This window comes from Paraburkholderia sp. RL17-383-BIF-A (genome assembly GCF_046028015.1).
Classification (GTDB): Bacteria; Pseudomonadota; Gammaproteobacteria; order Burkholderiales; family Burkholderiaceae; genus Paraburkholderia.
Window position 1 is genome coordinate 193,801 of sequence record NZ_JARESR010000005.1, and the last position, 12,510, is coordinate 206,310.

14 protein-coding genes are annotated in these 12,510 nt (G+C 60.0%); 11 read left to right on the forward strand and 3 right to left on the reverse strand.

Going from position 1 to position 12,510, the window contains the following annotated elements:
* The first annotated feature begins 143 nt into the window (after positions 1-143).
* Entirely contained in the window at positions 144-644 is a 501-nt protein-coding gene (locus tag P0D71_RS08275; protein ID WP_408479674.1) for a GFA family protein, read from the forward strand.
* Here the strand turns inward: P0D71_RS08275 and ltrA are convergent.
* Positions 629-2,011 carry a group II intron reverse transcriptase/maturase gene (ltrA, locus tag P0D71_RS08280; protein ID WP_408479675.1) on the reverse strand — a complete coding sequence of 461 codons (1,383 nt, stop codon included), beginning with the start codon at positions 2,009-2,011 and terminating at the stop codon, positions 629-631. The two genes, P0D71_RS08275 and ltrA, sit on opposite strands and share 16 nt — an antisense overlap.
* Positions 2,012-2,288: 277 nt before the next feature.
* Positions 2,289-2,999 (reverse strand): hypothetical protein, encoded by a 711-nt coding sequence (locus tag P0D71_RS08285; protein ID WP_408479676.1) that lies wholly within the window; start codon positions 2,997-2,999, stop codon positions 2,289-2,291.
* A gap of 454 nt (positions 3,000-3,453) precedes the next feature.
* On the opposite strand from P0D71_RS08285, the gene P0D71_RS08290 reads away from it, so the two are divergent.
* Together P0D71_RS08290 and P0D71_RS08295 are read left to right on the forward strand one after the other, a co-directional pair.
* Positions 3,454-4,476 carry a type IV toxin-antitoxin system AbiEi family antitoxin gene (locus P0D71_RS08290; RefSeq protein ID WP_408479754.1) on the forward strand — a complete coding sequence of 341 codons (1,023 nt, stop codon included), beginning with the start codon at positions 3,454-3,456 and terminating at the stop codon, positions 4,474-4,476.
* A gap of 31 nt (positions 4,477-4,507) precedes the next feature.
* Complete coding sequence (locus P0D71_RS08295; protein ID WP_408479677.1) at positions 4,508-5,344, forward strand: nucleotidyl transferase AbiEii/AbiGii toxin family protein; 837 nt, start codon at positions 4,508-4,510, stop codon at positions 5,342-5,344.
* Positions 5,345-5,377: 33 nt separating this feature from the next.
* On the opposite strand, the gene P0D71_RS08300 is transcribed toward P0D71_RS08295, so the two are convergent.
* Positions 5,378-5,797 (reverse strand): ACT domain-containing protein, encoded by a 420-nt coding sequence (locus tag P0D71_RS08300; protein ID WP_408479678.1) that lies wholly within the window; start codon positions 5,795-5,797, stop codon positions 5,378-5,380.
* A gap of 352 nt (positions 5,798-6,149) precedes the next feature.
* Between P0D71_RS08300 and P0D71_RS08305 the strand changes: the two genes are divergently transcribed.
* The 8 genes from P0D71_RS08305 to P0D71_RS08340 all read left to right on the forward strand — a co-directional run bounded on the left by P0D71_RS08305 (position 6,150) and on the right by P0D71_RS08340 (position 12,487).
* Positions 6,150-6,542: a helix-turn-helix domain-containing protein gene (locus P0D71_RS08305; RefSeq protein ID WP_408479679.1), complete on the forward strand. Its 393-nt coding sequence runs from the start codon at positions 6,150-6,152 to the stop codon at positions 6,540-6,542.
* Between the two features lie 396 nt (positions 6,543-6,938).
* A complete protein-coding gene (locus tag P0D71_RS08310) occupies positions 6,939-7,679 on the forward strand; it encodes a DUF3577 domain-containing protein (protein ID WP_408479680.1) in 741 nt (246 codons plus the stop codon).
* A 695-nt stretch (positions 7,680-8,374) separates the two neighbouring features.
* Complete coding sequence (locus tag P0D71_RS08315; RefSeq protein ID WP_408479681.1) at positions 8,375-8,608, forward strand: hypothetical protein; 234 nt, start codon at positions 8,375-8,377, stop codon at positions 8,606-8,608.
* Positions 8,609-8,759: 151 nt separating this feature from the next.
* Positions 8,760-9,179, forward strand: a complete 420-nt coding sequence (locus tag P0D71_RS08320) for an antirestriction protein (RefSeq protein ID WP_408479682.1) — start codon at positions 8,760-8,762, stop codon at positions 9,177-9,179.
* A gap of 75 nt (positions 9,180-9,254) precedes the next feature.
* Entirely contained in the window at positions 9,255-9,827 is a 573-nt protein-coding gene (locus P0D71_RS08325) for a hypothetical protein (protein WP_408479683.1), read from the forward strand.
* Positions 9,828-9,953: 126 nt separating this feature from the next.
* Entirely contained in the window at positions 9,954-10,490 is a 537-nt protein-coding gene (locus P0D71_RS08330) for a hypothetical protein (protein ID WP_408479684.1), read from the forward strand.
* Positions 10,491-10,755: 265 nt separating this feature from the next.
* Positions 10,756-11,316, forward strand: coding sequence for a DUF3275 family protein (locus P0D71_RS08335; RefSeq protein ID WP_408479685.1), 561 nt, complete (start codon positions 10,756-10,758; stop codon positions 11,314-11,316).
* A gap of 52 nt (positions 11,317-11,368) precedes the next feature.
* The gene (locus P0D71_RS08340) at positions 11,369-12,487 is read left to right on the forward strand and encodes a DUF6094 domain-containing protein (RefSeq protein ID WP_408479755.1); all 1,119 of its coding nucleotides are present in this window, start codon (positions 11,369-11,371) and stop codon (positions 12,485-12,487) included.
* The last annotated feature ends 23 nt before the right edge of the window (positions 12,488-12,510 follow it).

Below are 12,510 nucleotides of genomic sequence, written 5' to 3' on the forward strand. Positions count from 1 at the left end.
CGCGAGTGTGAAACGGGCCATTTGCCTTGTGATGTCCGCGACGCTACACTGCGCGCGATGAGGGAGTGCCAAGTCGCAAGCTTCCAGGGGGGCATCTGTCAGATGCCCGTGAAACGAGTTAGGCGGCAGGAGGAAACAGCGACATGACTGCTCCATTTTTCGGCGGGTGTGCATGCGGATCGATCCGCTATGTATGCTCGCGCGCGCCAGTTGCGACGTTAAACTGCCACTGCATAGACTGCCAGCGCTCAAGTGGTGCTCCTTTTGCTTCCGGCTTCATCGTGCGAGTGTCGGACATAACCATCACCGGCACGCCGAAGACGTACTCGGTTCGTGCTGGCAGGGGCAGGCTTGCGACTCGCAGCTTTTGTTCCGATTGCGGCTCTCCTCTGTTCACGCGTGGCGAGACTGCTCCAGAAGTTATGTCCATCCGTTTCCCTACGCTGGACAATCCGTCTGAGTTTCAGCCGATGCTGGATATCTGGACATCTAGTGCACAACCATGGGTTTGCCTTAGTCAGGCAATTCCTCGCCGTTCTCCGAGTAGGCGAGGAGGTCCCCCCCCTCACCCCTCACAGACCCGGACGAGCCCAATTAAGGCATCCGGTTCTTCATCATGCAGACTCGCTCACGGTTTGGCGTAACGATGGACAATTCGAGGCTGCGGTAACAGGAATAACTGGAGTATTCGCGTGAAGGCAACCCATGGCATGGAGCGCTCGTTCGACCTTCGCGACAACCATTTTCGCCAGATGCGTGCGACCTGATAAGGCAGGGTCGCCAGACGCTCGTAGTTCCCGCTGATGCCAAAATAGGCATGGTGCCCCTTAAGCATCCGACTCAAGCGCTGGTGCTGATCGCGAAGCGGCCGGGTCCGCATGCTACGGCAAACCTGGCTGATTGCTTTGAGCGTACGCGCGACGCGATCTTTGGCGGTCAATTGCCGCACCATTGCCCGGCCCTTCTCCGAAGTCACCCACACGTGGGTGAAGCCGAGGAAGTTGAAGGTCGTGGCCAACGGCTTCGGCGAATCATCGTGACCGGATTGAGGTTGGAAGCGGAAATCAATCATCCGGGTTTTGTCCGGATGCAATTCCAGGCTGTACTTGCCCAGTCGCTTTTCCAGCACCCGCCAGACACGCTCCGCATCGTCTTTGTGCGCGAATATCACGACAAAGTCATCCGCGAAACGAACCAGAGTGCTCGGACCACGAAGGCGCGGTTGCACCTCAGCAGCAAACCATTCATCCAGAACATAATGCAGAAACACGTTGGCAAGGCAGGGTGAAATCACCCCGCCCTGGGGAGTCCCGGAGTCAGGATAAAACAGCTGACCATCCTCCAGTACGCCCGCTTTCAGCCACTTGTCGATCAACCTTCTAACTACACCATCGGTGACTCGTCTGGCTAGAAGCGCTCTGAGTTTGGCCTGGTCGATGCTGTCGAAGTATTTCCGAACATCAACGTCCAGCACCCACTGCCCACCTCGGTACATAATCCCCCTCCACACTGCCCGCAATGCCTCGTGAGCACTACGACCAGGTCGGAAACCGAACGAACAGTCTTGAAAGTCCTGTTCGTAGATCGGCTCCAGAAGCATGACGATGGCGCGTTGTGCCACCTTGTCTTCGAAGGAGGGAATGCCGAGCCCACGAAGCCCGCCGTCCGCCTTTGCAATGAAATGCCGACGGACTGGCTGCGCGTGGCATCCGCCGGTGCTGAGTGAGTGCTGAAACCACAGGCGATCGATCAGCGCTGACTCAATCAGGCGAGCATTGACCTGGTCATCGGAATTTATTTCGGCCAACAGCGGGACAGATAGCTTTCCGAGCTGGGTTCCCATTGCCAACTTGTGACCATCAGCGTATCCAACGCGACCGTCGCGGAAAAACTCCCGTTTGCGAACCTCGTAATGCTGGATGTCAAGCTGCGAGACAAATCGAATTGGCTCCGCCTCGAAGTCGTGTGTCCATGCAACATCGATAAATATTGGCTGGAGTGCCTCGTCCATCTTTTGCTCTCCGTCCGCGTGACCCGGCTTGTTTCGACACGGGCATTGTCGAAGATTCGCGCGGTGGAGTCGAAGGGCCGCTCGTGGCCGGCCCGGGGAGTTCGTCGGGAGGATGCCGCCGCCGTTTGCCTCGACGCGAAGTTCCCTTGCCGAACCCCAAGCCAACTGTCACGGGTACTGTGGTAGTAGTTCTCCGAAGCTGCCGTCGTGCCAAACTGTCGTTCTGCTCACGCAAATGTGCTGGTTTTCCTGCTGACGCCTCGCACGTCTTTTCCTTTTAGTTGTTCGGTGCCGCCAGTGCCCTGAAGCTTAGTTGTTGAGCCGGCGGCTCAGCTCCGAACGAGTGGTAGTAGATGCGGCCATCGCTGCCACTCGGGACAAAGCTCGTTGTGGCTAGCCATCCTCGCACCCGGTGCATCGCTGAGATGAAGACCGGCATCAGATCGACATACACACTCGCGACATCGAAGCCTTCCCTTTTTGCCACGGTCGTTATGTCGGCGAAGCGCAGGTCTCGCTCCCACAGCGCGCCGATGGTGACCCTGTCTGCGGCCTTCAATTTTGCATCGGGCAAGCGCTTCCGGAAGTCATCGAGTGGCAGGTAATAGCGCGGCACGAAACGCTCTGTCTCAGGCGTCAGGCTAGCGAACAAATACTTGCTTGATGGCAGCTTTTGGGTCTCCTCGTGCGCCAGAACGAACGCATCCCAGCTCACGAAAAGGTCGTGGTCACGATGATGGATGGCGTTACGCAGCAAGATGAGCAGAGCCGTGTCCGCGTGCTTGAAGTAGTCAAAGCCTTGCAGGTCTTTAGTGACGTCGTACAGCGTATGAAACTTCTCAAGCTTTCCCTCGATAGTGCGATCTTGTCTCGTGACTGCGTCTGGGCGGTCAACGTTGTAGAGCGCAGCAAAGTCCATATGAGCCTCGACAAACAGCCGTAAGGTATTCGACAAGCTTTCCCATGCGTGTTCAATGACCGTCGCCATTCCTTCGTCCTTGTTCTTATCCTTAAACCTCAGACTTGCCAGCCAGCCTGCTTGCCTTGTGGTAGTCAGTTATTGATGTCCGGACCTTCGATGTACGTAATCGTTATCTGCATCACGTCGTCTCGCAAACCGAAAATGGCCCTAAGGGCTTGGGCCGATTGTTGACGATTTTACCCACATGCACGAATGTCGCTTCATGGCCGCATTTGGACGCCGGCTGGCCTTAGCGCAACGGAAAATCGATGCTCCGATTGGGTGTTCATGCCGTGCGCGACACTCACCGGAATTTCTCACTTTCCATGACGTTCGACAGATGGACCGGCCTTTCTGTCCAATAAAATCATCCGTACACGGAACGTGAACGCGCGAAAGCCGTGGACGGCGCACAATTCATTTTTTCGATCTATCCACGTAACGTGTACAATGAAATAAATTGGACAACGTCGTATCTGCCATGCGCCCTGCCGACCAAGATCTGTCCACCCTGGTGGAAGCCGCCGCAGTCGCATTTCGTGATGCGACCGGCATTCCTGTCCATCCGCGCAAGGCGCCGCGCGGGTCGCCGGCGGACACCGAACTGGAATTTCATGTTGGTGCGCGCCGCCTCAAGCGCCCGGCTCTCGTCAGGCAGACCATCGATCGCTACGGCACCTTGGCTGCGCTGAACGCGCACGCCACGCCACGCCATGACGAAAGGCTGCTGCTTGTGACGTCGTATTTGTCCCCCAATATGATCAACGCCTGTCGTGAGTTGCAGGTCGACGCGCTGGATCTCGCAGGCAATGCCAGTCTTCTGCTAGGCGACAGCGTCGTTCTCGTGTCCGGCCGGCCTCGCCCCGACAACGCGCAGTCGAGCCGGTCAACCTGGACGCGCTCCACGCTACGCGTGGCGCTCGCCCTGCTCACAGACCCTTCGCTGCTGCGAAAGCCCTATCGGGATATCGCACAGGCAGCAGGTGTCAGCCACGGTACTGTCCAGAACGCAATTCACAGCATGCTGGATCGCCGGGATCTCATGGAGCGGCCCGATGGACATGGTATGCAGTTCGCCGATGCCGGCAGGCTGATTGACGAGTGGGCGATGTTGTACCCTGCGCTCCTGCGTGGATCACTGACGCTAGGCCACTACCGCACAGACGTCCCCGACTGGTGGCGAAGCGTTCCCGAACTGCCCGACCGGTGCCGGTTCGGCGGCGAGCCCGCAGCTGCCATCCTCACCGACTACCTGAAACCGGCCGCCTTCACCATATACTGCACGGATGAGGTGCCGAAGGAGTGGGTCGCCAAGGCTCGCCTACGTCGTGATCGCGATGGTAACGTCGAATTCCTGAAGTCCCCGATCCGGTTCGCGGCCGCGGCCGACTACCCGCAAACTGTAGTTCCGCCCCTGCTTGTCTATGCGGATCTCGTTGCAAGCGGCGACTCACGCAATCTCGAAACGGCCCGGTTACTCCGTGAACGCTATCTCCCCACTTGATCCTCGTCCTCATCGCCCGTTTACACCAGAGATGGTTGCCCTGCTGCGCGAGGTCGCAACGGCGGCCGCTGCAAGGGGCATTCCCTGGTTTGTCGGCGGAGCAAGTGCGCGCGACATTCTGCTCACGCACATTCACGACATTGAGCCGACACGGGCCACGGCAGACGTCGACATCGGTATTTCCATCGAAAGCTGGGATGGCCATGAAGCGCTCAGAGCGGAACTGCTTGCGTCCGGTCACTTCGAGCAGCGAGGCAACGTGACCCACCGCCTGGATTACCGGGTACCGGCAACCGGTGCGAGGACATGGCTCGACGTCGTGCCATTCGGGGGTATCGCAGATGACCGTGGCGAGATCGCGTGGCCGCCCGATCAGGTGATCCGCATGAACGTTGCCGGCTTTGAAGAAGCGTTGCGTGCGGCGGTGCCAGTGCGCATGGACGTGGACCTCGTCGTGCCTGTCGCCTCCCTTCCGTCTCAGGCGATGCTCAAGATCATTGCCTGGCAGGACCGCCACGCGATCGATCGTAAAGACGCCACTGATCTACTTTTTCTGCTGGCGTGGTATGGCGAGGCAGGAAACCTTGAGAGGCTGTATGCCGACGAGGGTTTCGACCTGATCGAACGGCACGATCACGACCCCGACGTGGCCGGTGCCGCGCTCCTGGGCCGGGACATGGCCGCGATCGTGACGCCGGAAGTCCGCGACCAGATACTTGCGGTGCTCGCACCGGACGATCCCTCACCGCTGATACTCACACACATGATGGCGAGCCGCACATGGGTTTCAGGTGGCGACTCGACCGACCGTATGGGCCAGCTCTTCGACGCGCTCCGCCAGGAATTCCTCGCTGCGGTCCACCATTAAGGGTAAAGCGCGCACGTCGTCAATCTGCGGCGCTCATCCCGCCGCAGCCTGCCCAGCCCTTGCCTGGAGTCCGGTCAGTTGGGCAAGCGCATCCGCCGCGCGCTCGATGGGCACGAAAATATGATCGTGAAACGCGGCGGCCACGACGTTGCAGCTGATGCTGGCCCGGGTCAGTGATTCAGCGACCGCCGCGGTCAGCCCAACGGCCTGCAGGTCGGAGTGGACCGTCAGCGTGATCCAGGCTGCGCGGAAAAGCACCGGCAAGCCTTCACGCAATGCAGTCGGCTCGTCGACGATGATGGTCAGCCCTTCGCGCTCGCGAAACGTTGCCAGCGGTGCCAGTCGCGACACGTCCCTGTCCGGCGGAACCGAAGAAAAGACGTAGGCACCTTCGTTCAGCTCCGGCTGCATCGACGCCAGCAGCTGCTCAAGATTCGTAACCGGTTGGCTCACCGCGCTCCCCGTCGGGCAAGAGGTTTCGTCGGACTGGAATACCGGCTGTCACGGTCGGTATCCAACACTCATTAACACGATATTGTGAACGAATCAGAAAGATACCCGGCATTCTAGTGAGCTCGCGTGACATTACCCCGCGGCTTCCCGCTAAAGCATCCACCACTGCGCGGGTACAAGCCAAAAGAATCAACGCGAGCAGGCCTCTGACTCATTCCGGAAACTTGCCAGGCCACACATCGGTCTGGCGGGGCCTCGATTTATAACGTATTACACATAATATAAGTTTTCAAGTCCTTCTTTGCTTTCGTCTGTCCACGCACACTTGGCGCATTTCAGCGTGGGAGCGGCAGTGACGAGGCAGCAAGGCGAGCATGAACAACTGGTCAAGGCAATCGGCAAGGCGATTTCCGCCCGACGCAAGGCGCTCGGCCTGACCCAGGAACAGCTGTCCGAAGCTGCCGGCCTCGCTCAGGCATCGCTCTCTCACATCGAACGCGGCGTGACGTCCCCCAGCCTTGAGCGCCTGGCTCAGCTCGCTGACATCCTTGAATGCCGGCTGTCGGACTTCCTTGGGGAAACTGCCACCGGTCCGGCCGACCGGGCAATGCGCATCCATCAGAAGCTTTCGGCGCTCAGCCCACTCCAGCAGGATGCACTGGAGCATCTCATGGATGAGGCCATCGCCCTGACCACGAATGTCCGGGCCGCTGGCAAACGTCGCACGCGCAAACAGAACCTGTAACTGCACCGACCGCCCAGCGGGCCTCCCTCTACGCATGCGGTCGCTACGCCGAGCGATCCGGGCATGGGCCAGGACCTGCGCCGGCCGCGTGCCAGTCTTCAGCGGGACCTCCTCCTGGATCGATGTCCCGCGAGCAACCCCGGTATGGGTCCGACGATGAGGCAATGTGGTATATCGTGAGGTTGAATTAAACTTCGATATATTAATTTGTACTGCGAATAATATTTAACAAAGTTGCCTTGACTTTTTGGTGTTGCTGGCTACGATTCACAACTGAAGTTGCCCGCTGGAGTTCGTCCAGCATCCTTTGCAGTATCGTCGCCCGTGCGACCCCTTTTGCGGTCTTGCTTCGTCCCGCTGTCTGGACCACCGCAGGTCTTCCGACCAGAAGCTTCCTTGTTGACCCGTCTGGGGAATTGTCACTCCCCGACGCGGGTACTGGCGATTCCCCTTTTTTCGTTCTGGAGAATCGTCATGAACCACCCTGCTGAATCCCGCAAGTATTTCGATCTTCATCTGCGCGGCCTCGGATATCTGTCCCGCGTGCGCGATGTCACTACGCGTGGCAATGGCCGCAGCAAGGCCAAGCCTTTTCTCGCATGCTCGATCTCGGCGTTTCATGGCGATCCGAACATCGAAAATGGCATTGTCTACCTGCCCCTGGACCTGATCGTCCCCGGCGAAAAGGCAAAGGAGGCAGTCCGCTCCGTCATGGACGACGCCAACGATCCGGACGTGAAGGTGCTCGTGGCCTTCCGGTCCGGCGATCACTATATCCGCACGTTCGAACGCACCGGCAACCGCGCCGGTGAAACGGGCGCCGTGCTCAAGGGACGTCTGCTCAAGCTCTTCTGGATCAAGCTCAATGGCGAGGAGGTATATCGCGACGAAGGCGAAGACACCGAAGCCGACGCCGATGCCTCACGTGAAACCGTCAACCGCGCACCGCCAACATCGGAACAACCCGACGAGCACGGCGTATCCGGGACCGAAGCGCTGGACAACCGTCGTGAGACCGTCCAGTCCAGTGAAGACGTTTCGGAAACCGGGCATGTCGCACCACGCACGAACCGCTATCCGCTGCTACGCCGTAATGGCGATGGAAACAGCCGCCGGCCCGCAGCCAGCGACCGGTAAGCGGCCATCGCCTCCTCATCGACTCTATTCCCCGCTTCGCGCGGGGACTGCATTCCCACACCCGGCCATCGCGCCGGCTATCCACAGCGATAACCCGATCGCTGCGGAAAGCCGGTGCCGATTCCTCCCGTAGTCTCACGGGTCCACGGCGACCCTGCTGCGCCGTGCCGTTTGCGACGGGCCGATTGTCCTGAGCGCAAACAGGAGCCTGGCAGTTCACCGACTGCCAGGCGTTATGCGTGATTCGCCTGATGGCCAATGACGCATGACGCTTTCACTGCCAGCCTGCCAGTTGCAGGCTCGACCATCGCCACGTCACGGCGATAGCGCACAGCTACTTCCGGTGCCTTCGTCTGCACGGCTGTCCTGGTGCCATCAAAACACCCGGTCCGGAATCACTTTCTTTCCTGTAGGGGCGTTCGCGCGCCCGACGGGCCCGGATGCCCCTTTTTTCTTCAAGGAGCATCCGATGTCCATCCTGCAACCTGTAATTCCACATCCGGCACGGATATTCCTCGTTGCCCTCTGCTTCTCCGCAGGAGCATGACCATGGATACCTGCGCGAAACCGGTTGCCGGTGCGATGCATGACGCTAGTCCGCTGACGCGACGCCCCTTGCGTTAGCCATCTTCGAAGGATCCGATGCACCAACCAACCACGCATCGACCTCTCTCAATTCTCAATTGGAGCAAACCATGGAACATGGTCAGGTAGGGCCTGACGATCTGCCCAAAGATCGTCGCGATGAAATCCAGCAACAACTTGCCACACAGGGTTACCGCATGGAGTACGACGCCGGCGCCATCCCTGGCGAGGGGCATTGTCTGGTCAGTCTCGATACGGAAGAAGCCGTCGATGACGTGCCCGAATCCATCGCAAAACTGGCTGAGGAATGGTCTCAACTGACTGACGATCTGGAAAACCCCTGATCTCCAGCCGCGCGCAACTGTCACTGCTATCTCTGATGCCTCACGACTGCGGGCTGAGCTCCGCATCGTCGGCACCCTTGTTATTCAACCCACGCGGGGAATGTACTTCCCCGCCGGGAAAGTCGTCCTCCGCATTTTTCTGGAGGATGTCATGAACCAGGCTACTGAAACACGTTCCATCGTCGCGACCATCGTGCCCGAGGAACGTCGCATGGAAATTTTGCCACGCTATTTCGGCAAACACATGATTCGCGGAGAAATCGCTGTCTACAACGCCATGACGTCACTGTGCACGACCTACGCCGGTGGCTTCTGGGACTATGTCGAATTGTCCAACGGGGCGTTCTACATGGTGCCCCGCCTGGATGGTCCGCTCCCCATCGCCTGCGACGGAAACGGGTACGACGGCGAGATGAGCTGCGATGCGGCCGGCATCGTCGCGACGCTCTTTGCGCTGAACGCGATGGCGTGGGCAACCGAAGACGAGAAATTTACCAGGCTCTATGACAGGCTGCTCGCCTTCGTCTCGTCTCACTCCGAGGCCAGCAAGATTTTCGCCGCAATCGACTGACACATCTCCCTTCCTTCATCCCCCGCGGAACGCATCCCGCTGGGGTGCGTCTCTGCGATCTTTCCGGAGACAATCATGTCGGCCTGCATTTCGCTCTTTCCCCAACCGCCCGCTGATACGGGCATGCACTACCGGCCGCCGGCAAGCACGGAATACCCGAGCAAGCCGGAGTCACTGGGACACGCCGCGCCTCTCCCCGACGACGATGGCATGCCGTCGAAACAGGATTTTCTGTGCCGCGACGGGCGGTCGCTTCCGCGCTACACGGTCCACAGTGTCGATCTCCCCGATGGCCTGTATCTCGGACTCTTCAACGGTCGGGACAATCCGTTCACGTCTGCAATCGACGCACGCTTCGACGGCCCGCTGATCGGACGACTGCGTTACTGCCACACCGTCGAGGCTCGCGAAGTCAGACTCGAATTCCTCGATCCGTTCGAAGGCCGCTGGTTCTTCCCCGATATGGAAATCGTCGCTGGACGCGATGGTCATGTCCCCACAGGCAGGTTCGCGCTCCCGATCCAGCTCGGGCTCATTTCTGGCGCGATCGTCTTCGATGGCCGGTACTTCGCGGACTGGACGGTCTTCATCATCAGCTCGGTACGGACGGTCATTGGCCGCGACCTTCGCTCACAGCGTCGCGTGTAATCGCGACCAGGATCGTTCCCCATTCACATTTCCTTTTCATACGCACCGTGACGACGGTGCGTTCCCCCGCGGGGCACCTTGCCCGCAAAAGGGGAAGGTGCCTCGCCCTATTCTGCGAGGTGCATCATGGGATGGTTATTTGGTCATGGACAGACGCGTGCACAACTGATCGCGCGTCTCACGCGCGATGAAGAACACGAAAGCTCCACGCGTCGCTGCCTGCGCCACTGCCTCAGTGGCAACGTACTCTGGACCGTCTGGGAGATCGGGCGAGAAGGCACTGCCCCCTTCCGTTATATCGGCTGCGATCTGCTCGCCTGGGACAAAGGTTGCTCTGGCTGGGGCTACAAGGATCTGTGCGAGGAAATGCACCCCCTCTTCTACTCCTGCCCTCTCGCTTACCTCGACATGGTTCCGCCGGCGGCGCCCGCATGGCGCGAACTGGTCCCCGCCTGGCATGCCGCGCGCTCTCGCACGCTGGCAGCAGGCGACATCCTGTCGCTCAGCGGGCTCTCAATCACCGAAGCCGTGGTCGTCAGACGGATTCATCGAACGTGGATCGTGGAGAGCAGCGGCCGGTTGTTCAGGTTTCCACCACGGCTCTACCGTCACATCGTTGACCAACGCCATGCGGATGAAGTCCTTACGCAACCCGCCAGTTGATCCGCCAGAAGTGCCCCGTTACGCCTGCCAACCCGTCAGGCGTCATTCCCGAAGGACCGTCTTCGCGGCTCTCCCGGAATGACCCATTCCTGTGATCTGCCAGATGCAGGTCCGTACGTCGCTACGTCATGCGACACCCGCAGCGTTCTTCCGGCGCCCCGTCTGCGCAGCTGCCTGCCCTCACGGGTAGACGGAATCCATCTTCCCCAACCAGCGGGCCGCCATACCCGCAAGGGTTGGCCCCGCCTCACTTCGTGGAGGCATCATGATTTCCCTTTCAGGCACGCTCGATGTGCGGACCATCAAAGGCAGCAACGGCCCCTTCCAGGTCGGCGAACTCACGACGTCCGTCGGCGAATTCAAGGTCAAGGACAAGGTGCTCGAGCAGTTCGAGCCCGGAGCCTACACCGGCACGTTTCTCATCGACAAGATCTATCCGCACAGCTACGTGTGGTTCGGCAAGGTCACGGTCGAGATCCGCGCCAGGCTCGCCGATGTGCAGCTCGACAACGACGAGCCGTTCAGCGAAACCGGACAGGCACCGTCTTCGAGCGAGCCGGATCCGGCCGATGAAGAACGCTCACCCGACAATGCACCACCGGCCCTTGCCGGAGAAGCAGCGCCTCCCACACAGGTGGGTGCTGATTCAGACGAGCTGTCTCTCCCCGATCTCTTCGGAATCGAACTGGCAGACGCCATCGTCGCCGGTGCGCCAGTCAAGCTCGATCCCACAGTCGACCGTGGCGTATTCCGACAACAGCGCGACCAGCTTCGCGCATTCGGCTACGCCTTCCAGGCGTCCAGCCAGACCTGGCTGAAGAGCTGATTTCTTCCGTCTCTGGCGTGGCTGGCCACCTGGCCAGGCACGCCCCCTTCCCCTGGAGGTTGCTATGGCCCTGATCTTTCCCCGCCTCGCCCGAAATTTTGTAAAAAACGGGTACTTCCCAACCGATGCCGTCACGCTTGAACGTATCGTCCCCGCTCTCGCACTGGCCGAACCCGATCGACCGGTGCGGCTGCTCGATCCGTGCTGCGGCGAGGGCGCTGCGCTGCATGACGTGAAGGAAACGCTGGCCAGTCTTTCCACATCACCCGACGCCGTCCGCGCATGGGGCGTCGAATACGATCGCGAACGTGCGTGGCATGCCAAGGGCGTCCTCAACACCGTGGCGCACGCCGACGTCCACGACATGTTCATCACCGCCCGCAGCATGGGCCTGCTGTTCCTGAACCCACCATACGGTGATGTTGTATCGGACAAGGCACAGACCGGGGAACGCCAGCCGAACCGTCTGGAGAAGGTTTTCTACCTGAAGACGGTTCCATGGCTCGCGTTCGGTGGCGTGCTCGTTCTGATCGTGCCGTACTACGTGATGGATCGGGAATTCGCGACCATGATCGCCCGCAACTTTGCACACGTCGAGGCTTATCTTGCGCCCGATCAGGCGTTCAAACAGTTCGTGCTGTTCGGCGTCAAGCGCCGGGCTGATGGTGTTGATAGTTCACTGGCTGCGCGGCTAGCCCGCATCAGCGGGGGCGAGCTGCCGCCGGAACTGCCTGAAAACTGGCCAGCACAACCGTATCGCATTCCTTCGGTGTCAGGTGAGCACGCCTTCGTGTCCACCCGGATCGATGCACCGCAACTCGAACACGAACTGCAGCGTCTGCAGGACGCGACGCTCTGGCCGCAGTTCGCCACGATGTTTGCCGCAAAGGCGGTCACACCCCGGCGCCCACTGCGTGATCTGTCCGACTGGCATCTTGCCCTCGCGCTCGCGGCCGGCCAGATCACTGGCGTGGTGACCGGGCTGGACGGCACACGTCTGCTGATCCGCGGTGACACGATCAAGCAGAAAGAGCAGGAAGTTCAGATCGAGGAAACCGACAAGGGCGACATCCGGACCACGATCGTCATGCGTGACCGGTTCGTTCCGACCATTGCGGGCATCGACTTCACGCCCGGCCCCAATCTCGGCCGGATTGTCACGATCCGATAGCACGGATTTTCACCTTCAACCTT

Excerpts from the sequence above, each read along its gene's own strand:
- P0D71_RS08275 (WP_408479674.1), top strand. The coding sequence starts at position 144 with ATGACTGCTCCATTTTTCGGCGGGTGTGCATGCGGATCGATCCGCTAT.
- ltrA (WP_408479675.1), bottom strand. The coding sequence starts at position 2,011 with ATGGACGAGGCACTCCAGCCAATATTTATCGATGTTGCATGGACACAC.
- P0D71_RS08285 (WP_408479676.1), bottom strand. The coding sequence starts at position 2,999 with ATGGCGACGGTCATTGAACACGCATGGGAAAGCTTGTCGAATACCTTA.
- P0D71_RS08290 (WP_408479754.1), top strand. The coding sequence starts at position 3,454 with ATGCGCCCTGCCGACCAAGATCTGTCCACCCTGGTGGAAGCCGCCGCA.
- P0D71_RS08295 (WP_408479677.1), top strand. The coding sequence starts at position 4,508 with ATGGTTGCCCTGCTGCGCGAGGTCGCAACGGCGGCCGCTGCAAGGGGC.
- P0D71_RS08315 (WP_408479681.1), top strand. The coding sequence starts at position 8,375 with ATGGAACATGGTCAGGTAGGGCCTGACGATCTGCCCAAAGATCGTCGC.
- P0D71_RS08320 (WP_408479682.1), top strand. The coding sequence starts at position 8,760 with ATGAACCAGGCTACTGAAACACGTTCCATCGTCGCGACCATCGTGCCC.
- P0D71_RS08325 (WP_408479683.1), top strand. The coding sequence starts at position 9,255 with ATGTCGGCCTGCATTTCGCTCTTTCCCCAACCGCCCGCTGATACGGGC.
- P0D71_RS08330 (WP_408479684.1), top strand. The coding sequence starts at position 9,954 with ATGGGATGGTTATTTGGTCATGGACAGACGCGTGCACAACTGATCGCG.
- P0D71_RS08335 (WP_408479685.1), top strand. The coding sequence starts at position 10,756 with ATGATTTCCCTTTCAGGCACGCTCGATGTGCGGACCATCAAAGGCAGC.